The 26131-nt window shown below is 61.8% G+C and carries 21 protein-coding genes and 1 tRNA gene; 7 read left to right on the top strand and 15 right to left on the bottom strand.

Annotated features, from left to right (window positions below):
• The first annotated feature begins 110 nt into the window (after positions 1–110).
• From sphantq_RS12670 to sphantq_RS12660, 3 genes are all read left to right on the top strand, one after another.
• Positions 111–1118: a MarR family transcriptional regulator gene (locus sphantq_RS12670; protein ID WP_272798671.1), complete on the top strand. Its 1008-nt coding sequence runs from the start codon at positions 111–113 to the stop codon at positions 1116–1118.
• A gap of 61 nt (positions 1119–1179) precedes the next feature.
• A tRNA-Val gene (locus sphantq_RS12665) sits at positions 1180–1255 on the top strand.
• A gap of 309 nt (positions 1256–1564) precedes the next feature.
• Positions 1565–2164, top strand: a complete 600-nt coding sequence (locus sphantq_RS12660; RefSeq protein ID WP_272798670.1) for a hypothetical protein — start codon at positions 1565–1567, stop codon at positions 2162–2164.
• 55 nt (positions 2165–2219) lie between these two features.
• On the opposite strand, the gene sphantq_RS12655 is transcribed toward sphantq_RS12660, so the two are convergent.
• From sphantq_RS12655 to sphantq_RS12630, 6 genes are all read right to left on the bottom strand, one after another.
• Complete coding sequence (locus sphantq_RS12655; protein ID WP_272798669.1) at positions 2220–4349, bottom strand: nuclease-related domain-containing protein; 2130 nt, start codon at positions 4347–4349, stop codon at positions 2220–2222.
• Between the two features lie 81 nt (positions 4350–4430).
• Positions 4431–5069: a hypothetical protein gene (locus sphantq_RS12650; protein ID WP_272798668.1), complete on the bottom strand. Its 639-nt coding sequence runs from the start codon at positions 5067–5069 to the stop codon at positions 4431–4433.
• Between the two features lie 11 nt (positions 5070–5080).
• Positions 5081–6280, bottom strand: a complete 1200-nt coding sequence (locus sphantq_RS12645; protein WP_272798667.1) for a ThiF family adenylyltransferase — start codon at positions 6278–6280, stop codon at positions 5081–5083.
• Positions 6255–6941, bottom strand: coding sequence for a multiubiquitin domain-containing protein (locus tag sphantq_RS12640; RefSeq protein ID WP_272798666.1), 687 nt, complete (start codon positions 6939–6941; stop codon positions 6255–6257). The genes sphantq_RS12645 and sphantq_RS12640 overlap by 26 nt, the downstream gene beginning before the upstream one ends.
• A gap of 81 nt (positions 6942–7022) precedes the next feature.
• A complete protein-coding gene (locus sphantq_RS12635; RefSeq protein ID WP_272798665.1) occupies positions 7023–7976 on the bottom strand; it encodes a hypothetical protein in 954 nt (317 codons plus the stop codon).
• Positions 7973–8632: a hypothetical protein gene (locus sphantq_RS12630; RefSeq protein ID WP_272798664.1), complete on the bottom strand. Its 660-nt coding sequence runs from the start codon at positions 8630–8632 to the stop codon at positions 7973–7975. Before sphantq_RS12630 ends, sphantq_RS12635 begins: the two co-directional genes overlap by 4 nt.
• 423 nt (positions 8633–9055) lie before the next feature.
• On the opposite strand from sphantq_RS12630, the gene sphantq_RS12625 reads away from it, so the two are divergent.
• Entirely contained in the window at positions 9056–9628 is a 573-nt protein-coding gene (locus sphantq_RS12625; RefSeq protein ID WP_272798663.1) for a hypothetical protein, read from the top strand.
• Between the two features lie 2 nt (positions 9629–9630).
• On the top strand, positions 9631–12513 hold the full coding sequence (locus tag sphantq_RS12620) for a calcium-binding protein (protein WP_272798662.1): 2883 nt from the start codon (positions 9631–9633) through the stop codon (positions 12511–12513).
• Positions 12514–12750: 237 nt separating this feature from the next.
• Here the strand turns inward: sphantq_RS12620 and sphantq_RS12615 are convergent, their stop codons facing one another.
• The 9 genes from sphantq_RS12615 to sphantq_RS12575 all read right to left on the bottom strand — a co-directional run bounded on the left by sphantq_RS12615 (position 12751) and on the right by sphantq_RS12575 (position 23662).
• Complete coding sequence (locus tag sphantq_RS12615) at positions 12751–13782, bottom strand: IS110 family transposase (protein ID WP_272798661.1); 1032 nt, start codon at positions 13780–13782, stop codon at positions 12751–12753.
• Positions 13783–14182: 400 nt separating this feature from the next.
• Complete coding sequence (locus sphantq_RS12610; protein ID WP_272798660.1) at positions 14183–15019, bottom strand: 3'-5' exonuclease; 837 nt, start codon at positions 15017–15019, stop codon at positions 14183–14185.
• A gap of 47 nt (positions 15020–15066) precedes the next feature.
• A complete protein-coding gene (locus tag sphantq_RS12605) occupies positions 15067–15693 on the bottom strand; it encodes a hypothetical protein (RefSeq protein ID WP_272798659.1) in 627 nt (208 codons plus the stop codon).
• A gap of 593 nt (positions 15694–16286) precedes the next feature.
• Positions 16287–17057 (bottom strand): IS21-like element helper ATPase IstB, encoded by a 771-nt coding sequence (istB, locus tag sphantq_RS12600; protein WP_066704332.1) that lies wholly within the window; start codon positions 17055–17057, stop codon positions 16287–16289.
• Entirely contained in the window at positions 17047–18573 is a 1527-nt protein-coding gene (istA, locus tag sphantq_RS12595; protein ID WP_066704330.1) for an IS21 family transposase, read from the bottom strand. Before istA ends, istB begins: the two co-directional genes overlap by 11 nt.
• A 106-nt stretch (positions 18574–18679) precedes the next feature.
• Positions 18680–19117: a hypothetical protein gene (locus tag sphantq_RS12590; RefSeq protein ID WP_272798658.1), complete on the bottom strand. Its 438-nt coding sequence runs from the start codon at positions 19115–19117 to the stop codon at positions 18680–18682.
• A 236-nt stretch (positions 19118–19353) separates the two neighbouring features.
• On the bottom strand, positions 19354–20724 hold the full coding sequence (locus sphantq_RS12585) for an IS1380 family transposase (protein WP_019052503.1): 1371 nt from the start codon (positions 20722–20724) through the stop codon (positions 19354–19356).
• 119 nt (positions 20725–20843) lie between these two features.
• Positions 20844–22304 (bottom strand): argonaute/piwi family protein, encoded by a 1461-nt coding sequence (locus tag sphantq_RS12580; RefSeq protein WP_272798657.1) that lies wholly within the window; start codon positions 22302–22304, stop codon positions 20844–20846.
• On the bottom strand, positions 22301–23662 hold the full coding sequence (locus sphantq_RS12575) for a DUF4365 domain-containing protein (RefSeq protein WP_272800228.1): 1362 nt from the start codon (positions 23660–23662) through the stop codon (positions 22301–22303). The genes sphantq_RS12580 and sphantq_RS12575 overlap by 4 nt, the downstream gene beginning before the upstream one ends.
• Positions 23663–23769: 107 nt before the next feature.
• On the opposite strand from sphantq_RS12575, the gene sphantq_RS12570 reads away from it, so the two are divergent.
• Positions 23770–24102 carry a hypothetical protein gene (locus tag sphantq_RS12570; RefSeq protein WP_272798656.1) on the top strand — a complete coding sequence of 111 codons (333 nt, stop codon included), beginning with the start codon at positions 23770–23772 and terminating at the stop codon, positions 24100–24102.
• A 1-nt stretch (position 24103) separates the two neighbouring features.
• Positions 24104–26095 (top strand): DUF499 domain-containing protein, encoded by a 1992-nt coding sequence (locus tag sphantq_RS12565; protein ID WP_272798655.1) that lies wholly within the window; start codon positions 24104–24106, stop codon positions 26093–26095.
• Positions 26096–26131 lie beyond the last annotated feature (36 nt).

The raw sequence follows: 26131 nt of genomic DNA, 5'->3' as shown, positions 1-26131 counted from the left end.
GGCCTATGACGGCTTTGCTCCATAGCCCGTCCATAATGGCCGTTATATGGGGCTGAAACGATCCGTTCTTGCTTTATTCTTGGGAACGAAGGTAGAACAGGATTCGGATCATGATGGACGATTTTTCCTACGCCCAGCCAATCATCGGCCAAACCGCGCTGCTGGCGCCGCGGGACGAGCGCGCCAGCCTGCTGGTGATCGCGGACCAGATGGATGCGCCCGATCTGGCGCCGGTGGCCGCCGCCGCGGGCTTCCGCTTGCTGGGCGTGGCTGCGCTGGCCGACGCCCCGGTCCGGCTCGACCTTCAGGCCCAATGCGACACGGTCCTGTTCTTTTGCCCGACCATGACGCCGCTGCTGGAACGGCTGCTGGTGCAACTCGAAACCCAGGCGATCCAGAATGGTATGGCGGTGATCCTGGTCGCCGGGTGGGAGACGGTGGAACTCGCCTTTGCCTGCCTGCGCGGTCCGCATACCCAATTGCTCTGCGATCCCGACCGCACCGAACTGGCTGCGGCGCTGGTCGCCGCGGGCGAACATCGGCCGGTCGCCGGCCATGTCCATGAAATCGACCGGGAAGGCGCCCGGCTCCAGCAATTGAGCGAGGAGGTAGGCCGGATCGCCCGCACGCTCGATGCGCTGACGGAGCGGACGCGGATGGCGACGCCCAGCTTCGACCTAGGGCCGCGCATTTCCGACCGGCCAAGCGACTATATCGGGATGCCCGCCCTGCACCCCATCGGCGCGCCGTTGCAGCCTGTGGAAAAAGCCGCGCCCGCCATCACCGCCGCCCAGGTCCGCGACCTGCTGCGCGCGCGGCGTATCCGCGCGGACTTCCTGCCCGGCGACCTGTTCGCCGACCCTGCCTGGGACATGATGCTGGACCTGCTCGCCGCGCGGCTTGACCATGAGCGGGTGTCGGTGTCGAGCCTCTGCATCGCCGCCGCCGTGCCGCCGACCACCGCGCTACGCTGGATTCGCACGCTCACCGACAAAGGGCTGGTGGAGCGCCAGGCCGACCCGCATGACGGCCGCCGCGTCTTTATCGCCCTGGCGCAGGAGGCGGCCGATGCGCTCACCCGCTGGTTCGGCGCCAGCCGACGCCTGCTCAGCGCCTGACCGCTATGTTCCACCCTTGACCGGCCCGCTTTTTGCCGTAGAGAGGCGCTCTCCCGAATGGGGGCGATTAGCTCAGTTGGTAGAGCGTCTCGTTTACACCGAGAATGTCGGCGGTTCGAGCCCGTCATCGCCCACCAGTTTTATGCCTTCCGCTGGCACAACCTTGCATTGTCATTCGTCCAACCTTGGATGACATCGCCCGGTTTTTCTAGGTTTTCGGGCTATCCGAGCTGAGTGTCCCATTGCGGCGTTAACCAGTTCCTGCTCGTCAGCCGCTGGCACTACCTGATGGTTTCTTCTTCCCAGCTGATGGCCCTAGTTCTGGTTCGCCGCCTTTTGAAAGCGGCTAACCGATTGAGCCCGCTCTGCCGGCAATCAATTTCGCCGGCGAAGCGTAAAACGGAATATCCTCTCGTCGATCCGGGTTGTTGAGGTAGAAGCGGCTGATGTTCTTCATCACCGCATCCGATGACCGGCCAGACGGCTGGGTCAATCTGTCCGACGCCAACCATTGGCCTGTCTGGCTCGGGCAAAACATTCCACCTGATCTCCATGCCGATGTCAGAGCCCGCCTGGGATCCAACCTGAAGCACATCCTTGTCGGGCTTGAGCTCAAGAAGGCGCTCATCCAACCGCACGCTCAAGGCGGTGGCGTCCTGTTCGAACCATACTTCCAGACGCTGATCTTCGAGTTCTGCGTAGGCGTGTTTTCGGTGCTTGAAGGGCTTGGGTCCGCACACTGGCTCAGTCAACAGCACCGTGACGGCGCAGGCCACGGGAAGATCAACCGCAACGCTTGGCGGCCGGCCCTTTGCGCAGTCTATGATCCTGCAGGGGATCACGGGCTAGACGCGGCCGTCAGCCAGACTGCGGACGTTCGGGACAAACTCCATCAAGACCAAATTGGCGCGCGGACGGCAATTGATTGGCATGCCATGGGGTACGAAGCCGCCTTCATTCCGGCGGATCTAGCCATTCGAACCCTTCTACTTCGGCATTCCGACGTCACCCCGGGTACGACGAATTTGACCGGCGCGCCGGCTTAGCCGCGCATCCCGGTAAAATGGGTATGCATCACCCATCGACGGCACTCACCGCATATTAGGGTGCAGGCGGATTGTCGGCCTCATATTTCTCACGGACCTCTGCCAGGCTCGATGCGAAACGCTCCATCTCTGCTTCGATCGCTTCAGCCGTCATGCCGGAAACCCGGGCGACTGACTCCATGGTCGTTTCCTTCCGGCGCACCCTGTTCGTAGACGCGTAGAGACGATCACCGATCTGGATGCCAAGCGGCTCGACCTGCATGTGCGCGATCATGATGCGTAGCTGAAGAGGATCTTCCAGATGCCGCATGAACGCATCCGCATCCGCATTCTCCCCACCCCAAAGGTCGTGAAGCCGAACCCGATGAAGGACCTTGTGAGGGCCGACGGAGTGGAGCCGGGAAAAGTGAGAGTAGCGCTCGCTGAAGAACCGATTGATCGAAGCAACATCGCTGAAATAGACGCCGTCAAAGTCTCCCTGCATGGCGAAGGGCATCGAATTCACGATCACCGGAACGATCTCGAGGCCAGCGCAGTCCTCCTTGATCTGGCTAGTCAGAATGTCCGGATGATCGATTAGTGCCTGCGCCAGCCTTTGGACCTGCTGTGCATGCCCAGCCGTGGACCTCAGCAAATTATATGACGCGATTGGGTTGGTGCCGGAAAGGGACCGGTTCTTGCACTCGAACACGAACAGGTATTTTCCCCACGGCACGACGGCGTCGTATTCGTACACCTCACCATTCCGACGAACCTCGAAATAGTATGCCGTCAGCCCTTCAGTCTCAAGGACAGCGCGAAACTGCTCTTCGAAGGCCTCTCCCTTCCCTTCAATGACGAGACCCTTGTTCGCAAGCGTAGAGAGCACAAGCCTGATCAGCAGTGCATCGGACAGCGCTGCACCTACAAGAAGACACGTGTCGCCCTCACCCCTCAGGATAGGTGCATCGTACAGATCCCGGCTGGATTTCGCATAGCTCGCGTGATCGATGAAGACGCCCGCCCTGCCGTCAACAAGCCCATTGCGCTCCAGGATCGCCTCAAGCTCATCCAGCGCGATCGGCGGGAACGCACGCCTCAGAACGTCTGCCTCATTCGAGAGGCGGTCGTTCACTAGCTGCTGGAGAACCGCAAAGCCCCGCATCCATTCGCAGAGCCGTAGGCCGCCCAGATCCGCCGGATGGGTGGCGACGTTAAGGCCCAGGAATTCGCTGAGCATTACGACGCTGTGCATCTCGATTGATGACACATACCCCGAGGGCGGCATGTCGGCTCCGGGATCTATCCCTTCCCCCTTGGTCAACAGGTTGGTCTTCATGCTCATCTCCTGGAACGTCTGCCCCAGTCGTTCGCCGAGCCGTTCGTTGGCCACCGTGTCGAGCATCTCCCATTCGATTCCGCGCGGACTGTGCTCAATTATCTGTGCGCCCTCCGGAAGGCCTTCATCTTCGGCTGCGGGCCGCTTCAGAAGGCCGCCGTCCATGTAGCAGCACCGCTCCTCGATAAGCTGCCATTGCTGCCAGGCCAGAGCTGTGGAATGCGCAGTTCCGGCCAGCCCGATCTGCTCCTCCGTTGCGACAGGCAGCGCCGGCATTCGGACGATATCCTGCTCGTCGAACCATTTGCCGCGATGGGCAGCGAGCGAAATATTCATGCCAAGCAGATTGACGAACATCGAGGTCGCCGAGTCTGCGCCATATCGTTCACCGTCCTCAGTTTCGAGGACCACGCCGGAAATCACGACGGAAGCGGACGCGGATGCAGCCTCCATCTGCTGCCGGATGCCATCCCAGTCGCGCGCGATGCGGGCCATGTACGCCGACACCTGTTCTGTCTGACTCAGCCCCGCGAGAGGAAGGTCGTCGATCAGCTTGCGAATACCAGCGTAACCCTCGTCTACGAGATCGAACACCGCCAATCGATCGCTTGCTCGATCAGCGGCATCCTCACCGATGTCTGCGCGCACTTTGGAGATCACGCCGTCGATGATTGCCTTCCGCTTCTTGATCTTCCCGGGGTAACGGAAGACCAGACGACGGGAGCGAAGTACGATCCCTACCAACTTGATGGCGGACTCCTCGTCGAGGGTGAGCGCATCCAGATGATCCCGCAGTCCATCCCAGTCGAGCGCATCGAGACATTCGGTCACAGTCTTTTCGCTCAGGCGCTCTGGCAGGGTCGTCATGCTCGGTTCCACATTTTCCAGTTGGCCGGACGCTCCGCCATCACTTCGGCTGCCATCATAGTGCAAGCGCATCCTTACCCGCTATCTGAAACTTTCCCACGGCCGCGCCCACGGCATCCGCCATTCGACCGGCGCGGCCGCAAACCGCAGCAGCGTCCGGTTGCGGCGCTCGTCCACCGACGCGGCGCCGATCACATAGGGCCGGTCGGATACGGCGGGGTGACGGACGACCCTGTCGAGCGGCCCACCGACGAGCACATCCCTCTGCTCGCGCGGCATCAGGCCGGGCAGCATGAGATCCCCCCCGGTGTCCATCGTCCTAATCGATCCCCTGCCGATCACCAGCGTCATGTGTGCTGAGCGATCCGTCACCCTCAGCGTCAGCCTGTCTGCCACTTCGATCGGGTCCTGATCGAGGAAGCTGACCGCTACGCGATAGGGTCCCTTGGCCGATGCCTTCGCCGACCAGCCACGGATGGAGTGGAGACTGACCGGCATCAGTGGCCATTGATCGTTCGGGCGCATCCGCCACGCCGCGTCATCCAGTTCGCCGGGTCGACAGACGTCGAGAAGCAGGGGCGAGGCGAGCCGTACCCGACGAGTGGTGAACTCCCTGAACATGCGCAGGCGCCGCTCCGCGACGTGGGCGCGCAGCTCCACCAGATCTGCGGCCAGAAGATCGTCGATGACCGGCTCGGGACGCTGATCGCCCGCCGGCATGCTCCGCGGGCTCATGACCCGGCACCCACGGCATGATCCTCGCCGAGAATGTGGTTGCCGTCGACGGTGAACACGCTGTGGTGCTCGCCCGCCAGATCCAGATAGAAGCCCGCCCTGCGCTTCCAGCGCATCACCGCCAGAGTGGCGGCGAGGGAGTTGAGATCGGCCACCTGGGCGGCAGAACCGTAGGGATCGTCCTCGAGGATGGCTTCCATCGGGATGCGCGGGTGCGGACGGCCTGCGTGCGGCATGTCCGGCGTTACGGTGGTGACGCGCACCGTACCCAGCAGTCCCTCGGCGGTCGCCTGCATGCCGATTCCTACATCGACGAAAGGCAAACCGCGCCGCTCCATCTCCGCGACCAACAGGCTGCGCGACGCCGCCGAGTCCACGCACAGGAACACGAAGTCGAGATGGTCGAGCATGTGCAGGTTGGCGCGGTCGAGCCGCTCCTCATGCGCCACGATGCCCACGTGCATGCGCGAATAGATCGCCTCGAAATGCGCCACCTTGCTCGGCAGCCCCCGCAGGTCGTCGATCGACGCCGCGCCCGGGGCGCGGAACGCGTTGTGCTGCTCCATCCGGTCGTCGTCGAACAGATGGATGCGCGACACCGGGCACTTCGCCACCAGGTCGAGCACGTAGCCGCCGGTGCCGCCCAGGCCGACGATGCCGATGCTCTGCCCGGCGAGCCGGTCGGAGAACGCCCCGATGCCGTGGCGGGAGCTGGCGGTGTCGACGTACGCGAAGGGCGAGCGCCCGACCGGCGCCGCCACGACGTGACCCGACCGCGCGGTGGCGGTCGGGTCGATCACGTGGACGTGCGCCGTCACCTGATTGACGAAGGTCGTGATCTTGGCGTGGAAGTCGGGATACTCGCCCCCGACCGCCCGGCTGCAGAGCATGTACTCGCCGATCAGCCCACCGCCGAGATTGGAACGGGCTCGGCCGTTCACCATCTCCCCGATCGGACGGCCGAGCGCATCGCACGGTTCTCCGCCGGCGAACCACACGAAATGGTCGCGGGGCTTGATCGTGCGGTCGCCCGCCAGATCCAGCCTCGAGATCACGAGGCCCCTGCGGACGCGACGAGCCGCGTCGACAAAGGGCACGCCGCGCACGACGAGGAACCCACCCTCGACGGACACGTCGTAGCCCTCGGCCTCAAGCCGCGCGAGGTCGGGATTACGACTTATCAGTTGCCGAGACATTGATCACCGTCCCCTGGATCGCGTGAAGGGTCTGGGCCGGCACGACGCTGCCCTCGGGGCGGTCGGCCGGTCCGTTGCGGAAGGTCACCGTGAAGAGGCGGTTGGCCGGCAGGAGATCGCGGCCGTCTCCGGCATTCGGGAAGGCCAGCCCGACGAGGTCGTCGTACGTGATCTCCTTCGTCGCCAGTTCGAGGCTGCGGCCGTTGATCACGACGGGCACGGTCGAGCGTTCGGGCGCCACCTGATGCGACACCACCTGTGGCACCCACTCCGTCGACAGGTCGATCAACGACCCGCGGCGGATCGGCTCGCCGCCGCCGTTGGCGAGGAACAGCCCCACGTCGTCGGGAATGTCCGCGATGTCGCGGATGCAGTCCTCGGAGATGCCGGGGGCGCCCCACTCCCATGACCGGCCGTCCACCTTCAGATGGTAGAGGCCGCCGTTGCGGTGGACGCGGAAGGTGGCGACTACGCCCTCCTCGGTCTCGATCTCGTCGGCCGGCGCGACCAGCCGGGCCCGGCCGCCATCGTCGCGGATCAGCACGTCGCGGCGGTCGGGATCGGCACCCACGGCGGCGAGCACCTCACGCCCGTTGAGCCTGTCGTGCGGCAGGACGACCTCGCGGCCATCGACCAGCACCATGACGTTATGCACAGGCATTTCACTTCTCCTTGCTGCGGTTGAAAAGGTTCGGAAGCTGGATTGAAAATCGGGCCGCCCTCGAGCGGGGCCCGACAGGGTTCAGGTGACGCCTGGGCGAAGCCGACGGGCGATGTCCGCATAGAGTTCAGCCACGCCGACGTGCCGGGCGGGATAGCCGCGGGGGTGGCGCTTCCCGACGATCTCCTCCACGTCCGCCGGGGACGGTGGTTCGAGCGCGAAGTCGGCGACGACCTCGGCGATCAGGTCGATCTTCAGGAAGGCCCCGTCGTCGATCTCCGTGTCCTCGAGCCCGACCTCGACTAGCAGGTCGTGCAGCCGGGCCGGCAGCGCGTCGGCGGCGCCCGACTGCACCAGCCAGGTGACCTGACTCAGGTCGAACTGCGCGGCGAGCGCGGATGCCACGACGCGGCCGTTGACGCGCGGATCGACGAGACGCTGGAGCAGGGCGAGCCCTACAGGACCTGCCCGGTCGACGTTCACGACCGAGACCACGGGGTTCGCGCAGCGGCTGATCCACATGCCGACGAACGGTGGGAGCGGCATGCGGACGTCGGGCGCCGCCTCGTGCCGGCCGATGCGCGGATCCGCGAGGTCGAACTCGACGTGCGGCACGCCTGCGGCCGTCGCCAGCCGGCGCGCGATGTGCGTGCGCCCCACCCCGTCCGGCCCGAGCAGGAGGGTCGGCGGCATGACGAACCAGTCGCGCCCGAGGATGCGCTGATCCTCGCAGGCCTTCTCCACCGCGCGCATCAGCTGCGGGTGCCAGTCCATCGCCAGGTCGAACGCGATGCCGGTCGAACCTAGGCGATCACCACCGCGCAGTTCGTAGGCCCCATCGCAACCGAAGGCGCCAGCAAGACCGCTGCGCTCGGAGAACGGCATGACCGCCTGGAGCAACGGAACGGCTGGATGCGGCGACGCCGGCAGCCGGGGCTGATCCGGGACGATCACCGGCAGCGCCGCACCGGCAGGTCCGGCCGGCTCACGCGAGTTACCGCCCGCGTCACGATGGACGGGTTCGTCGGCGCTCATGCCTCGCCCCTCCAGAACCTGAGGGGACGACGCCCGCCGCTGCTGATGCCCAGCGTCCTCGCCCGCTTCTCGGCCTCCCGCATCTCCGACAGGATCAGGCGTTCCAGCTCAAGCGCACCACGCTCCCGGAAATGGGCATCAAGGTCGACGAAGCGCGGCTTCTGCCAGCGCAGATAGTCGACGACCCGGTCCCGCTCCCACTTCTCGTTGAACTTCATCTTCCAGAACGGTGCGTCATCACAGCCACGTTCCAGACCGAGTGCCGGCCGCCCCTTCTTCGGATCGAACGAGTAGAGCGTGATCACCTGGGCGAGCCGCTCCTCCTCGAGCCGCCGTTCCTCTTCGCGGCGCTGCTCCTTCGCCTGCATCACGGCCGCCTCGGTTGCAGCGTCGAGGATGATCGGGCCGACCACGGCGTCGCCGAGACGCACCGCGAGCTGCCCCCAGTACCGCCACTGTTCCGGCTGCGACCACATCCACTCGCCGATCGCGCGCGCAGCCAAGGGCGCACATTCGTGCGACCACACGGACGCGAAGGTGTCGTCCGGCAGACGCCGGAGCAGCGACACGGTCGAGAGCCCGTCGGACGCGTCGGAGACGAACGGCAGGAAGCGCGCGGAACCCGCATGTGCGGGCCCGTTTGTTGCGGTCGACATCGTTGCGAACCTCCTGGAAAGCATGGTGCCGGGAATGGCCGGCCGGGATCGTTCATAGATGGTTGAACAATCTTATTGTTCAAGATATATTGAACAATATTTCTCGGGTGCGAGAGAAGGGCAAAGACAACTGCACGGCAACCCCGCGAGGCACGTCAATTGCGCATGCGGAAATGTGCGCCAATCAGAGCTGAACCGCTTGGTGGGCGGCACCGACGATCCTAGAACCCATAGGTGAAACACTCGTCCGCCTACATGCTGTCAATCGCCATTCTAGCAGTCGCTACGACGGCATGCAGCGATGCGCCGTCCCGTGTTCAGGGATCATCTGAACCATGGTTTCTGACGACCCAAAACATTGCAGGTCCGTACGTCACGGAAGATTGGGTGCGAAGCCTTTCGGTGCGTGGGGTGCACTTGGGCATGCCCGCCGACGAGGCGGGAGGGATACTGTCGCAAAGGGGTGTTGTGGTCTCATTCGGCTCGCAGACTCCGAAAATGTCCCGCAAGGCCTTGCGGAAGCGATTTTCGGCATCGCGCTTCACTTCCCCAGAAACCAGGGCGGGAGATCTTGCAACACACCTGCACAAATGGGGGCAGCCTGGAAGAGAGGCGGTAGCGCTATATTCGTCCGACGTGGCCGGGGCTCAAGTGATCACCGGGATAGACTATTACTTCGCTGGTACTCCTTCCGCCTCCTCCGGCTTCGGAACGCCCACGAAGACGGTCGTCGAGATGATCGAGGGCATGAAGGCTCCCACGTACATCTTCGCTGCCGAGCCTGATCTCGACCAGCAGAACAGCCTTACGTTCCTAGATGCCTGCAATGAACCCTATGTCGGTCATATTCCTGCGGCGACCTTCAGTTGCGATGTCCAAGGAAGGCCGAAGAAGGCGTTCATGTTCATCAGATCAGGGGAACGCGGGATCTCGATGCTGTCAATCCGCGATGCGTCGGTGGCCAGAGCGAGCATTGCTCACAAAAACGGAGATTGAGAGTGATTACCTTCGGTGCCGACCCGCGCATGGATACTGCAACCCGCGCGAAGATCGCAGGGGTTCTCGATAAGATCCTGACCCACCCGGCGGTACAACCCTATTTACCATTGGGTAATGACGTCAACGTGATGTTTACGACAATCCAACCGAACGGCAATCCGGTGCCGGTTGGTCGGACCGGCGTCGGAACCCTTCTGAACCTTGCGGACAAAACCTACGGTCCGGGGTATGTGTACGACGCGGGCATGGGACCTGAAAACCAGGTTGGAATTTCAGACTACACTCACGTTCTGCTCGTTGATCCGACGATTATTGACGATGGGAAGGAACTCTATACTTACACCGGAACAGATGTCGCGAGCCTCACCCGCGTGCTTTTCCATGAGGTTTTTCACCTCATTTTCGAGTGGAATGCAGCTCCCAACAGATTTTATTTTGGAGAGGAGCTTTCCATCTTCGCGGAGAACGCGATCTACAACAAGGTTGCTGGATCCTTCGAAGAGGATGACGTATTCCAGCGATACGGACATGCAGGCGAGGCGTGGAACGGGCAGGGTTCATCCGGGCTTCACGCCATCGCCTCATACATCAACGATGCCGACGCGCAGGTCGGCTTCGACATGACGCGCTCCGACACGACCAAAGCAACCTACATCGCAACTGATGGCATATACTCTCTAACCAAAGTCCTTCACAACGTAGGGTTTGAGGTCGGTGAGTTCGCGTACGACCACTATATCGAGCTTACAGAGGTGAAGAGCTCTGGTTCTTACATACTCCCTACTGCCAACGGAATCTATAAAGACGATCGGATCAGTCTGCTCGCCTCTGATATGATGAACCGTGACCTAATGAGCTCATTAGATATCGGAATCAATGGGTGGAAGGCGGCAAATTCAATAGCGGGTCTTGCATTCAGCCCGCTTGTTAGAATGACTGGCCTTGGAGCAGACGTCGCAATCGGAGTAGGCTTGAAACCAGGTGTGATACCGGAGGGAGAGGACTGGGAACAGATCTATCAATACGTCGGTGCCACGGCCAACGGTAGCACAGAGAGGCCATACTGGCTGACCATCGATGATGCGGCGGCAAGCCTGTCGACCATTCTGGTTGGTGGCGGAGGCGCACATGGCGACATCCTCATGGCGGGGTCAGGCAACGACATGGTCATCGCGTCTGGGCTGGTGGAAAACATACTTCATGGCAATGGCGGAGATGACATCCTCGTTGGCACTGACGCGAACGACAAGCTGTACGGCGGCGCTGGAAACAACATCCTGATCGGGCGCGGTGGCCAGAACCACCTCGAAGGCGGATCAAACAACACCATCGCCTATTACGGGGACAGGTCGCAGGGCATCACAGTCTACGATGGACTGGGCCGCGTAGAACATGACGGCGTCCTCGATACCTTCGTCGGCATCAAAGGGTTCGTCGGCACCAAGCGGAATGACGTATTCGTGGCCGACGGCAAAGGCCATACGTTCTACGGGAATGGCGGTAGCGACGAATTCCTGGCCGCCGCTGGAGGCGACACCTTCCGAGGCGTCAACGGAGCAATCAGCGGCACCATCAGCTTCGCTGCATTATTGACGTCCGGCATCGAGATCGGTGAAACCGGCACGAACGTTGGGCACGTGTATGATCGCCCCAACCTCATCATCGGATCCTCTCAGGTTGACATAATTAAGCTGTCGAGCACCTCGCGCATCGCGGTCCGCGGGGGAGGAGGCAACGACGACATCACCGTGAGCAAGGGGAACGCCTATGGCGAGGGAGGCGATGACACATTCCGCGTCGTGGCAGGTATAAATGGGTCAGTCATCGATGGCGGCATCGGTACAGATAAGATTGTCTTCGAGAGTGCCTACGCCCTAAATGATTACGTCAGCATAAACTGGGAAGACGACACGCCCGGATATTCCTATAAGATCGGCGGCGGAATCGTAAATGGCGCCACCTTAGTAAGCATCGAGAAGTTCGACTTCTCCAAAGACGGCGTTGCTATCAAGACACACCTTAGGGCAAACATAGACAACGCGATAACCGGAACAAACCGCGGCAACGACGAGATAATTGGCGGTCACCTCGTTGACATCATCCATGCAGGTGGATCATCTCAGTCGTTATCGACGGGGTATCATAACATCCTGAACGGCCGTGAAGGCGATGACAAGCTGTACGGAGCCACGAACGGCGATCCGAACCTACAGGGAGACTGGCTGATTGGTGGATCCGGCAATGACAAGATCTACGGGAGCGCCGGCAAGGACCGCATCGATGGCGGATATGGTTCGACAGACGATGACGAGCTCCACGGTGGTGAGGGGGACGACTTATTTTTCGACGCAAGCGGCAAGAACTATATCTGGGGTGATGGCGGCGTAGATACCCTGAACCTCGCCTCCTACAGCCTCAGCCAGCTCACCTTCGGAACCACTGGAGAGTGGCATGTCGTCACGGCGAAGGACGGGAGCTTCACTAACTATCTTCATTCGGTCGAGCGCATCATCACGAGGAATGGCACCGTGTCGCCTGAGGGCATTCGGGGCGCCCGCGCCGCCGCCGATACAGCAGACTTTCGCATAGTCGATGACCAGGGCTTCGACTTCAGCGGCTTCGACATGACCCCGAAGCCGGATCCCGAGTTTGTGGAGGTCGAAGTCTCGTCAACTGGCGAAGGCCCCTTCTACCTCATTTCCGAGCAAGACGTTTTGGATTTTGGATCGCTCGCGAGCACTCAAGCTGACGACACGTTGATCTTCTACCCTGACACGCCGAGTGCCGCAGCGGCATCTGCCGATTCGATGCCATTCGACAGCTATGCGGGTCGTCTAATCGCCCCTTTGTCAAGCCAGCCAAATCAAATCGTTTATAACTGAAGCCATGCGTATGCCGGGTACAGGGTCGTCTACGCGGTCGACGCAAGTTGATCGCCGCAGGATGTGTTCCGTAGGCAAGATCTTCCTATGTTCGTGACGCAATCTGCTCACGAGGGCAGTTGCTTCCCGCTTCGCGGAATGATCTCAGCCGCGTCCCGGCAGGGACGGCTCGGCGCGTCCTCAAAGGACGCTATCAGTGAAACGTTAGATGTGCTGGTGAAGGTGTGCCGATGTAGATCAAGTAGGCACGGCGGCTCCAGCATTGGGATCAAACAGCTCGCCCGACTTCAACATCGCATGCATGATGACTGCCAGTTTGCGCGCGAGGGCGACGGCGGCTCGTTTGAAACCGAGCCGTTCCTTCAGCGCCAGAGCCCAGGTGCGCAAGGTGTTCGTCTCCGTCGACCTGTTCAAAATGACCGAAGCCGCCTCGTACAACAAGGTGCGTAACTTTGCGTCGCCGCGACGCGAGATGTGGCCTTCATAGTCAACCTCTCCCGACTGATATCGCTTCGGGGTTAGACCGACCCAGGCGCCTACAGCGCGCGAGTTCTTGAAGTTGATCGGATCCTCTACGGCTGCTGCAAAGGCCGTGGCGGTGACCGTTCCCACACCAGGCACTGAAGTGAGCAGGCGGCAGCGTTGATCCGTGCCCGCCATCGCGACCAGCTGCTTGGTCAACTCCGCAACGCGAAGCCGAATATCGCCCCAAGCTTTAAGGAGCGGTAGAATGATGCGCGACAAATCGTCTTCGGCTTCCAGAAGCGTCAGAACGTTGCGCTCAAAGACGCTGCCGGCGCCTTTGGGTACGACCAGCCCGAACGTCTTCATCAGCCCGCGTATCTGGTTCGACATCTGCACTCGCATCTTCATAAGTTGGCGGCGGGCGGCAATCAGCGTCCTCATCAACATGCTGTCGAAGCCTTTGACGCGAACCTCCCGATAAAAACCGACCTCAGCCAAGTGCGCCAGACCGTCAGCGTCGTTCGCATCGGTCTTGTTGGCAGCCATATCCAGAGCAGCCTTGGCATGGCGCGCGTCTATGCAGATCGCTGGCAAGCCTTCCGCTATGAGCGCATGGTAGAACCAGACTGACAACGGTCCGGTCTCAAATACCACACGCTTTGCATTCGGCGCGCGCTTGCGAATAATTTCTGCGAGCAACTTTGGGTCGGATGCACACTTGCCACGCCAAACGCGCTTGCCATCCTGACGAACCGATATCGAAGTATCTTTTAAGGAGACGTCGAGTCCTATATGCTGATCCACGGTTGTCCTCCATTTGATGCTGGGCCCGGTCCAAAATCGTGAGCCCGTTCTTCATCTTATCGGGGGGCAACCAACCTTCCACTAATCTCGTGCACATGGCCCGTGGCCGGCGCTCCCGCGATTACGTCATGTTCGTTCGATCAGACGTTTTATCAGCATGAGATCGATCAGATGAGCTTGTACGGTATGTATACGCATCAGCCGATCCACTACGATATGCTGCTCATCTAGATGCTGGGCGGATGGCGTCCATTGGCGCCGTCCGCCAGTTAGATCGAGTACCCACGCCCGCCACGCCACGAATGGCAACCGCGTAGCGAAGCCTGCGCCCACCAGCATCTCCGACCCTGACCGGTGACCTACCAGCCGGGCAGCCCCAGATCGTCGCCCGACGGAGCGGTCAGTTTAGCCACCGCTCACGATTGCTGATCCTAACCCACTCAGGTCCCAGTGCCTTCGGGTTCGCCGACATCGCGTATACATTGCCGGCGAGCCACCATTCCTCCGGGGTGCGGTCGGCGACCTCCAGCCACCACACCTTTCGGTCGCCGTCCCAACGATATCCCCTCGCCTTCAGGGCATCCTTCAACTCGAAGGCCGCGCCCTTCGCCCGCACGATCCAGGTGTCGGCGAACGACCGCTCGACCATCTCGGCCAGCGCCGTCCGCCCGGGCGCCACCTCCTGGGCCAGCAGGGCGATGGTGCTGTCCACATCGTCGGACGCGCGGTGTGCACCGTTGTAGAAGCCGGACTGCACAAGAAGATAGCCGAGGCTGCGCCCGTCGAAGCCGAAGTCGCGCCAAGGTATCTCGGCGCAGCTGCATGCCCACGGCAGGCCCTCCAGTTCCAGCCGGGCCTCGACCCGACGACGGTCGAAAGAGGCATTGTGCGCGATGCAGACCGTGGCGCTCGACAGGATGCGCCGCGCAGCGCCCTCGTCGATCTCCTGTCCGGCGAGCATCCCGTCGTTCAGACCGGTCAGCTTCGCGATCTCATCGGAAATGGGCCGCGCCGGATCCTCCAGCCAGCACCAGCGCCTTCCGACGTTCGTGATCCGGCCGGCATCGTCCCAGCGGAACCGGCGCATCGCCAGCTCGATGATCACGTCGTCGGTGGCGCTGAGGCCGGTTGTCTCGACGTCGACGACCACGCCGACGTTGGGTGCCATAGGATCGCCAAGACCGGTGTCCCCCTCCTCTATCCTGAGCCGATGAAGCACGCGGACCTCGTCGCCCACGCGCTTCATCCACTCAAGGCCGGTCGATCCCCCGACCGGTGCCGACATCAGGAGTCGAGCTCGACGATGCGTTCGGCCGTCACCGCGACGCGGCGGCCGGAATAGCTCGGGACCGAGACCAGTGTCTCTAGGACCTCAGGAGCGACGAGACCCTCGACCATGCGCACCTTCGGGTTCACGCCCTCGCGAAGCACCGCATGGTTTACGATCTCCGTCCCGAAGATGTCGGCCACGCGGGAGCGGAACTCACCCATCGACGACGCCATCGAGGCGTGGAAGCCGTGTTGGATCTTCCCTGCGAGCTGATGGTCGATCGTCGCAGAGTAGAGACGCATCTGGGCGTTGCTCCGATATTGCGCGATCGCCGGGTCCAGGTGGTAGGACGATAGCTCGTCCTCATCGTCGTCGAGCAGGTCGTCGATTTCCTCGCGATCGGCATCCAGCCCGAGCGAAAGACCGTGAAGCAGGATTGCACGTTGGAAGTCGTTGCGCTCGAGGCACGCGTCGATCGCTGCCTGGCCTTCGAAGATGCGGCGGGGTGCGAAGAGCCAGGCCATGGGATCATGCTCGATGGACTCGCGCTCGAAGCGCGACGCCGTCTCCGCGGCGACAAAGGCGATGCGCGAGATCGCGCGGCGGGTGGTCGTGACGACGAGGTCGCCGGCCTCGTCCATTCCCAACGGATCCTCTATATCATAGATGCCAGGGTTCAACGTGCTGGCGGTCTGGCGATTGCACAGATGCATGTAATACACTCCTTCGATGCCGCCGGCTCCCGTTCCCCTCCTCGTTGGCGCGCCGCTCAGCGGTTTCGACTGCGCAGGCACCATTTAGTATAATAAAGTTCAATGTTCAATGTCTATTGAACGATAAAATACAGACTTGTGTGATAATTCCGTGTGCGGCGTGTCCCAATGTGAGTCAGTGGCCTAGAATTCCGGAAAATGCCGCCGAAGCGGATCAATTTGATGGCGCCGACCGTAACCAAGGGCTGGACATTCGTTCAATGTTCATTTACCTATGAACTATGGTTACACCTTCCTTACCCGTCCTTTCCGCGTTGGGCCAGCAGACCCGGTGGCGGACCTTCGAGCTTCTACTCACGCATGACGGTGACGGCATGCTGCAGCACGAGATCGGTGAGGCGCTGGGCATTCCCAAGAACCTCATGTCTGTTGATTTCCACTGAGAGTTGACCCGGGATTTTCATCGAGAAGTGACCCGGTTGGAAGGTATGTCCCGCTATGCGGGTGGTGGGTCAAGCGGGTTATTTTTCCTTTCGTGATTTGGGGTCCGCGGCGCTGGCCCTGAACCGAAAGCTGTCATTGCCGGTCTCGAGGATGTGACAGTGGTGGGTGAGCCGGTCCAGCAGAGCCGTTGTCATCTTGGCATCACCGAACACGCCAGCCCATTCGCTGAAGCTGAGGTTGGTGGTGATGACGACGCTGGTGCGCTCGTAAAGCTTGCTCAGCAGGTGGAACAGCAGCGCGCCGCCTGACGGGCTGAACGGCAAGTATCCGAGCTCGTCGAGGATGACGAGGTCGAGGCGCAGGAGCCGTTCGGACAGTTGGCCTGCCTTGTTCATGGCCTTTTCCTGTTCCAGCGCGTTGACCAGGTCGACGGTGGCGAAGAAGCGGACCTTCTTGCGGTGATGCTCGACCGCCTGGACGCCAAGTGCGGTGGCGACGTGCGTCTTGCCGGTGCCGGGGCCACCGATCAGGACGACGTTATGGGCGCCATCGATAAACTCGCCGCGATGCAACTGGCGGACCATGGCTTCGTTGACCTCGCTGGAAGCGAAGTCGAAGCCGGCCAGGTCCTTGTAGGCCGGGAACCGGGCCGCCTTGATCTGGTAGGCGATGGACCGAACCTCGCGCTCGGCCATCTCGGCCTTGAGCAACTGGGAGAGGATGGGGATGGCCGCATCGAAGGCGGGTGCCCCCTGCTCGATGAGGTCAGCGACGGCCTGGGCCATGCCGTACATCTTGAGGGAGCGCAGCATGACCATGACGGCGGCGCTGGCGGGATCATGACGCATGACGCAGATCCTTCCCGCGCAGCGTATCATAGCGCGCGACATTGGCCTTCGGCTCCCGGCGCAGGCTCAACGCCTGTGGGGTATCGATGGCGGCGATGCTGGTTGGCTTGCCGTCGAGCAGCCGGTGGAGGATGTTGAGGATATGGGTCTTGGTCGGCACGCCAGCTTCCAGCGCCAGTTCGACGGAACAGAGCACCGCCTGCTCATCATGTTGCAGGACCAGCGCGAGGATCTCCACCATCTCCCGGTCACCGCCGGGGCGCTTGAGCAGGAAGCCCTGCAACTGCCGGAAGGCCTCGGGCATCTCGGCAAAGGGCGCGCCGTTGCGCAGGGCGCCAGGCTTGCGCTGGATCACCGCCAGGTAATGCCGCCAGTCATAGATGGTCCGCCCTGGCTGGTCATGGGACCGCTCGATGATCCGGCCATGCTCGCACAGGACCTGGCCCTCGGCGGCGATGACGAGCCGGTCAGGGTAGACCCGCAGGCTCACCGGCCGGTTGGCGAAAGAGGCTGGCACGCTGTAGCGATTGCGCTCGAAGGAGACCAGGCAGGTCGGCGATACCCGCTTGGTGTGCTCGACGAAGCCATCGAAGGGCCGGCCCAGCGGCATCAGACTGGCGACCTCTTCGGCATGCACATCGGCGATGGTGCCGGGCAGGACGCCATGCTGGATCTGACCCCATTGCGCGATGCACTGCTCCTCGAGCCAGACGTTGAGCGCATCGATGTCGGGGAAGCTGGGCATGGGTTGCCACAGCCGGCGCCGTGCATCCTGCACGTTCTTCTCGACCTGTCCCTTCTCCCAACCGGAAGCCGGGTTACAGAACTCGGGCTCGAACAGGTAATGACTGGCCATCGCGGCAAAGCGCGCGTTGACCTGCCGAGCCTTGCCCGTGCCGATCCGATCAACCGCGGTCTTCATGTTGTCGAAAATCCCGCGCTGCGGCACGCCGCCCAGCACCCGGAAGGCCTGGGTCAGAGCGTCGAACAGCATCTCGTGAGTCTGGAGCAGATAAGCTCGGACGGTGAAGGCGCGGCTGTGTGACAGCTTGGTGTGCGCCACCTGCAGCTTGGTCTGCTTGCCGCCCAGCAAGGCCCAGTCCTCGCTCCAGTCGAACTGGAACGCCTCGCCCGGCGCAAAGACCAGCGGCACGAACGTGCCGCGACCACTGGTCTGCTGCTCGCGCTGACGATCGGCCTTCCAGGTCCGCACGAAGGCCGCAACGCGCCCGTATGAGCCGTTATAGCCCAGGACCACGAGATCGGCGTGCATCTGCTTCGCCGTGCGCCGCTGCTTGCGCGACTTGCCAGCCTCGATCCGCAGCCAGCCTGACAGCTTCTCCGCATACGGGTCCAGCTTGCTCGGCCGCTCGGGAACCTTGAACTGCGGCTCTACCGTGTCCGCCCGCAGGTACTTGCGGATCGTGTTGCGCGACAAACCAGTGCGCCGCTCGATCTCCCGGATCGGAACCTGCTGCCGGAAATGCCAGCGCCGGATTACACTCAATAACGCCATGTCGATCACTCCTGAATCCTCCGACCAATCAGCCAGAGGGAAGTCAAAACATGGGTCACTTCTCAGTGGAAACTTATGCCCCTCCCGGGTCAACTCTCAGTGGAAATCAACACCCATCGGGCAGTCGCATCAGATATTCACGATATCGATGAATGGTCCTGGGAAAGGCAAGCACCGCACGCCACGGCTGCAACTGACCTTCGGCGTCCATCTTTACGTCCATCGCCAGCATCGGAAGGCCATGGGTCGCATCGTACGGGGCTTCATGCAGTCGGGTCATCGCGATCACCGCATCGAGATCAAGCGTCGCAGCCACCGTATTCTCGCCTTGCGCACCGAAAACATAAACTGGCAGCGGAATGTTTGGTCGATCGCCGATGTCGGCGAAATATGCGTCGGGGTTCGAAAGCCCGAAATCATCGACCCATATGTCGTGCTGCTCATCGACGGAGACGCAATCCCAAGTCACCTCGCCGTCAAGAAGCGCGTCGGGATCAGCGTCGACCTCCTTCACACCGAATTCGTCAATCTTGTAGGCTTTCATCCGCACCTCCACTCAGATGCGCCTACCGGCATAAATCTCAAATTTTCATCAACATGTGTCTTGGCGAGCGTCATCTAACCCGGATTATTCGTGACGTTGTTCGCTTCGGCGGTCCGCGTTTTTCGGTGCCAGCCTGTATGTGATCAGGACGAGGGATTTCGCTGCGTCTATTTCACCGCGGATATTTGATAGGCTTGCGAGTTGGAGGGAGCGGTTCTGGCGTGCGGCCGGGGCGGCTATGTCGGGGCAGGCCTGAAGGCGGCCGCAATGGCCCGGAAGGTGCTGGCCTCGGGACAGGCTGACGCGAAGGCGATGCGGATGCGGGTTGCGGTTTCGATCACGCGGGCGGCGACCTTGAGGAGCCGCAGGCGCAGCGTGGCGAACTCGGCGGCGGCGAGCGCGCTTGTCTTGGGTATCGCCTGCTGGATGCGCCACATCAGCCAATAGGCGGCGGTATGCAGGATCAGCCGCATCTGGTTTGCGTTGGCCGATCGGCATGAAGTTCGATCGCTGCTGAGCTGGCTCTTGTGCCGCTTGATCAGGTTTTCGGCCTGACCACGGGCGCAGTAAAGGCTGTCGTAGATGTGCTCGGCCGAGCCTTCTGCCAGGGAAGTGACGACGTAGCGGATGTCCATGCCCAAGGTGCTGGCTTCGATCCGGGCGACGACGCGGCGCTGACACTTCCAGCTTTTCGCCCCATAGCGGATTTCGGCATAGCTGCGCAGCACCACCCGGTTTTCCTCGGCACGCTGGACGGCACAGGCATCGGCGGCGGCCACGATGTCGGGATTGGCACGCAGGGCGGCGTTGGTGGGAAGGCCGAAGACATAGTCGATGCCATGTGCCTCGCAGAAGGCCATGACCTCGGGCCTGCCATAATGCCCGTCGCCACGGACGGTGATGTGCGTAGCGGGCCAATGCTGGCGGATATGCCGCACGAGGCGCCGGATGTGCCCGGCGGCCTCCGCACCCGAGGGCGTCTTGCCGGTGCGCAGCAGCATGGCGACGGGGCGGCCCGTCGCCGTATCGTACACGTGGATCGGCAGAAAGCATCGCTCGCCATGGTGACCGTTCCAGAACGAAAGTTGCTGGTAGCCGTGCACGACGTCGCAGGTGTCATCGATATCCAGCGTCACCGCTTTGGGCGGTTTGGAATAGCTGGCGCAGTAGATGCCGACCATCGCAATCATCATCCGTGCCAGTTCGCGCGTGGTCGGGGCGTTCTCCCACCGGCTCATCGTCGGCTGGCTCGCCAGACCGACCCCTGCCTCCGGCGACTTACCCAGCGCCAGGCGAAACCCCGGATCGTCACGCAGGGCGTCGAGGTCGTCGGCGTCCTCGTAGCCGCAGGCGATCGCCAGAACCCGCGCCCGCAGGATATCATCCACTCTATGGATCACCCGCGCAGGGTCGCGCGGGTCGGCGATGCAGGCGGCAAGGCGCTTGCAGATACCCATCTCCCGCTCGGCCTGGGCCAGCAGCACTACACCACCGTCCGAAGTCAGTCGCCCTCCGTCGAAGGCGCCCGTCACCTTCTTGCGCAACACCGCTGGAAACGAAATCACCGCCGCGCTATCGTGGCTCTCGGCGGGTGTGGCCTGTGGCATTTTTTGCCTCGCTGCAGGTTGGTCTAGACATCCAATTTCCTACAGCAAGCCAAAGGCTTACGCCACTCCCGCCAACCCTCAAAGCCCCACCGCTGAATAAGACAGGCTAAGAGCCGGTGTCACATATAGTATCGAAAATCAGACTGATCGCGTTCCGAATAGCTGACATGCCGCAGGACCCTGCCAACTTCCCTCGCGGCGCGGATGGGGATCGGCAAGGCCTGATCGAACTGTGTCGAATTCCAGTTCATCTTCGTGAGCGCCAGAACCTCAGCCGCGATCTTGTCCAGCGACGTCTCATTATCCTCATGGGGGCGTAACTGGAGTGCGTTTGGCACCCGGGCACCAGGATAGGTACCGTAATACGGGACACTTCCGCGGGTGTAGAGCACACCGTTCTTGCCCACCTGGACAAAGCTGCCGCGCAGCGGCGGATAATCACCCTCGCGCAGCAGCGACACATGGCCACCCTCCGACACCCATATCATGTCGGTCATCGCCACGCGCATCTCGGCAATGCCCTCGGCAAAGCCGGCAGCCTCACCCTTCTCGAAGCGGGACGTCTTCATGATGACGATCCGGGCCGGCATGGTCCGGTGATGTTCGTAATAGGCATCAAGGGCGCGCTTCACTAAGTCATAGGCATCCTCACGCGCCAGATACGGATGCTTCCCAGGTCGATCGGTACGGGCCCGGGCGCCGCGTAGGATCAGGCCCTTGCCCTTCTCATCGAACATCTGGGCGGTGCTGGTCCACAGCCGGTGCCCATCAAGATCGCGATAGAAGCCGATGCCCAGATAGCTTGTCGTCCAGTCCCCGACCTTCGGCAGGCGCCACGGTACGCGTCCTGCCTTGTAATAGATCGCGTTCAGGATGTTCCACGCACGCGTCGCCGGATCCTGAACCTTGCGCTCCGTACCCTTCAGCTTGTGCGGCAGCTTGAAGGCCTCGTCCCATACCGAAGGCCAAGCGATCTGCGTCGGCACGCTAAGACTGAGAGCGCGCGCCTTGAAAAGATCGCGGAAATTGAGCTCGGTCGGCCCGACTTCATCATCATCGGGCTCCTCGTCGTCCTGATCCTCCCGCAACGCCCCGTCGGCATTCACCACCTTCTCGATGACAGACTTCGGCAGCGCTACGACGATCACCTCCGGACGGGATGTCCCTTCCAGCAGGACACGGGCCTGGTTGATGAGCAGATCCACGCAGGCCCTGACCGCGTCCTCGTGCTTGCGGATCGCCAGCACCGCCTTGAGATCGGACGACAGGATCGTCTTCTTGGCCTCCTCCGGCACCTCGAACTTGCATCGGAAAGGGTTGTCGTTCCCCAACCCCGGGAATCCAGGATGGAGATTGCCAAGCGTGTCGTTGACGCCCTCAATGCCGAGCATCGCGCTGTCGACGTAACGCGAGAATCCTTCGACCGTATCTGTCGTGCCGATGACGCCGATGCGGATCAGCTCGCCCGGCTTGGGCTGGAGGGGCCCGTAGCGCATCAGACCCACGCGCGGATCGATGAATAGCCCGCCTTCGCCGAATTCCAGATCGGGCTCCGGGATACATCGCGTCTCGAACTTCATCGCGGCATCTCCATCTGCACCGGGCCATCTTCGGCTTCAGCCTTCATCTTTTTCGCGTTCGGGTCTGATGTCGCCCACGCGCTCTCCGGGACGGCCGCGTCCATCACCACCGGTTCGATGGCCTCGAACATCAGCACGGACGGGGCACGCGCCTCGGCCTCTGGCTCACCGAAGAGATCCAATGTGGAAGCGGAACTCAGTTCAGCGCCTGACAAAAGGAACCGGAAAAGAAAGAACTGGCCACGGATCGAGCCATTCCGGTCCTTCCGCTTCTTGCCCGACAGCAGGTCGGAGGCGAAACGATGTGGACGGAAGCCATCTTCGGTGAAGGCGAATGTCGGGGAGATGGACAGAAACCATTCGCTCCCAATGCGCTCGAAGCGTGGCGAGAAGCCATGGTGGCGAACGCTGTGTATCTGCCCGACCCGCTTACCCTTCTTGTACGGATAGACCTGAACCACCATCGCCGAGGTGACCTCCCGCAGGGATCGGTAGTGGTAGCGGCGTGCTTGGTGACGATCCTCTGCCTTGAAGTAGAAGATCCGGCCCTTGCTGCTGTAGTGCAGCTCATGTGCGAACTGCTCCGCCATCGTGCGCCTCAGCAATTCAATCATCACGATCTCGTCATCGTGGTCGTCGCTATCGGCGATTAGTTCCGTATCCACCGCCTCGACGGTCTCTACGTCGATGATGGCTTCCAGTGCGGTGCCGCGCGGGTCGCGAAAAGAGACGAACCGGCGCCCCCGGATCACCCAGTCGAAGTAGTGGCCGTCAGCCCGCAGTAGCGCGGGCACCGCGTCCCGCCCGGAAGCGAAAGGCGAGTCCGCAACGAATATCTCGTCCGGCATACCGATCCGCATGAGATTGAGATGCGCAGGTTCGCCGGTCCGCATTGGCGGGATAAAGACGCCCAGCCGGCCCTTCTCGACTGCGACGGCAGCGAGCCTGTCCATCGCCGCCGCATCGAATCTGTCGGCCGCCTTGTCGAAGATCAGCCGACGCTCCTCTCCCGGCACGCTCGCCGCCACGCTCTTCCAAAAGAGCGATTGATCGGACTGGCGATAGAGAACGATCACGACCGGCAGGCTCGTCTGGCGCCAATAGTCCACGTCCGCCATCTTCATCAGATATTCGAAGCCGGCATCGCTTTCGGCGGTGTAGAGTGAGTTAGCCGTGGTCTTCACCTGGACCGCGACCATCTTGCCGGTCATCTTGCCCGTCTGGGGGTCACGGAATTCTATGGTGCCGTCGACGCCGGTTTCCAGCCGACCGCGGCCGTCGAAGACGTGTCCGAGCCCCAGAACTGTGGCCTTGACCACCGTCTCACCCAGTTCGCCATTCAGTTGGTTATCCGTCACCTTCTTCAAGACGCGTCTCCTCGCCGCGAACATATCAGAAACATAGCTAATGGATGAAGGGATTGCAGTGGCTATTGAGGAAAAAACTGTGATCAGATCGAAAGCGCTTGGTAATCAGCCTCCATCTTCCTAGAAACACGGAAGTGATGGGGGAAAATAGCGATCTTGATCTGCTCCGACTTGTCGGAGAAGCGCTCTACGGAGAGCGATGGCAGGCGCCGATCGCATGCGATCTCGGCGTTTCTGACCGCGCCGTGCGCTATTGGCTGTCGGCGGCGACCCGACTCCCGGAAGATCTCGGCGCTCGACTCCTGACAATTGTGATTCGCAAACAAGACGCTTTGGGAAATCTGGAAGACGATGTTCGCAATCGCCTGGCGCTCCGCGCCTCCAGTGAAATGACCGCAAGTAAATCTATTCAAGCAAACGAAGGTTCATAAGATGCTCCAGACTGTGCTCGACGTCTGCAAGTTCAAGCAGGAGGCGATCGATGTCGCCCTCACCAAGCAGATCGAGGATCTTGCGGACCTTGTCGGTCATTCCGAAGATGACGCTCGGACGTTCTTCGACAAGACCTACATTACCGAGGGCATGGCGACCCTGCTCCGCATGACGATGCAGCGGCTTGCCGGTCAGAACGATCAGGCCGCCTTTGAGCTGCGTCAGGCGATGGGTGGCGGCAAGACGCACTCGATGCTCGCCGCCGGCTATCTGGCCGCCCATCCTGGGCTGGGGGCTGAGGTCGATTCCGCAATTTTGAAGGGCTTCACACCCGTCCCGGCGAAGGTGGTCGTCATCTCCGGCCGCAACATCCCCCACGACATCTACCTGTGGGGTTCGGTCGCCCGCCAACTCGGAAAGGAGGAGCAGTTCTCCAAGTTCTGGAGCAACGGCGCCAAGGCGCCGAACGAGGACGACTGGCGGGCGTTGTTCGGCGACGAGCCGACCCTCATTCTCATCGACGAGTTGCCGCCCTATCTGGAGAACGCCGTCACCATCTCCGTTGGCGGCGGGCACCTGGGTGACGTCACCTCCCACGCCATTGCGAATCTGCTGTCGGCGGCCACCAAGCTGCCGCGCCTCTGCATCGTGCTCTCGACGCTGGTCGGCCAGTACAAGGCGAGCGGTGAGCTTTCGAAGATCATTGCGCAGATTTCCGCCGAGGCAACCCGCCAGACGAAGCCGATCACGCCCGTCGAGCTCGGTTCGGACGAGATCTATCGCATCCTGCGCAAGCGCCTGCTGGTGGAAGAGCCCGATGAGGGCCTGATCACGACAGTCGCCGAAACGTTCGGGCAGCTGCTATCCGATGCCGCCACCGCCAACATGATCACCAAGTCGGCAGAGAAGATCGCCGATGAGGTTTCTGCTACATACCCCTTCCACCCGGGCCTCAAGACCGTGGTCGCCACATTCAAGGACAACGAGAATTTCCGGCAGACGCGGGGTCTGATGCGCATCGCCGCACTCATGATCAAGGCGGCGCAGGCCCGGCAATACAATGACGTCTATCTGCTCGGGCCCCAGCATCTGGATCTCGCCGACCGCGAAACCCGCGACTTCGTGAACAGCATCTACAACCTCGATGCCGCTATCACACAGGACATCGTGGATACCGGCGCAAGCGATGCGCACGCCGAGGCAATCGATGCCAATGCAGGGAACGATGCGGCGACGCAGGCCGCTCGGCTTATCCTGATGGCCTCGCTCGCGGAAGCCAACGATGCCGTGAAGGGCCTGCAGGAAGATCTGGTCCGCGCGTATCTCGTCGCGCCGGGTCGTCCTGAAAGCGACATCATCGCGGGCTTCGACGCTCTGGTGCAGCGCTCCTGGTATCTCCACAAGCGTGAGAACGGTGCCTGGATCTTCTCCAAGAACGAGAATCTCACGAAGAAGATCGAGAATACGGCTCGCACGACCGCTCAACCCAAGATCGACGCCGACCTTGCTCGTCGCCTCAACGAACTCTTCGCGCCCAAGCGGAAGAACGCCTACGGAAAGGTTCTCGCCCTTCCCAAGCTGGAGGACATCGACACCAAGGGCGAACGTCTGCTCATCGTCCTTTCACCCGACGCCAACATACCGCCCGAGAAGGCGCGCATGCTGTTCGACGGCACGACGGAGAAGAACAACTTCGCCATCGTCAGCGGTGATGACCACAGCCTTGCCAGCGTCGAGGAGAAGGTGCGCACCGCATACGCGGTGGAGAAGGTAATCCAGGCTGAGGGGCCGAACAGCCAGAACCGCGCTGACCTTGAGAAGCGCCAGACCGACGCCGAGATCGACGTCTACGCCACCATCGCATCGACCTTAAACAAGATCTGGTTTCCGATGCGAATCCCAGGCGGCACCGATGGTCTCGTCAGCACCGCGTTGAAGCTCGATGCGCATCGTCGGACAGATGGTGCGGTGTTGATTTCCACTGAGAGTTGACCCGGGAGGGGCATAAGTTTCCACTGAGAAGTGACC

The sequence above is a fragment of the Sphingobium sp. AntQ-1 genome, from assembly GCF_028538045.1.
Classification (GTDB): Bacteria; Pseudomonadota; Alphaproteobacteria; order Sphingomonadales; family Sphingomonadaceae; genus Sphingobium; species Sphingobium cupriresistens.
This window is presented reverse-complemented; position numbering and strand designations above follow the sequence as displayed.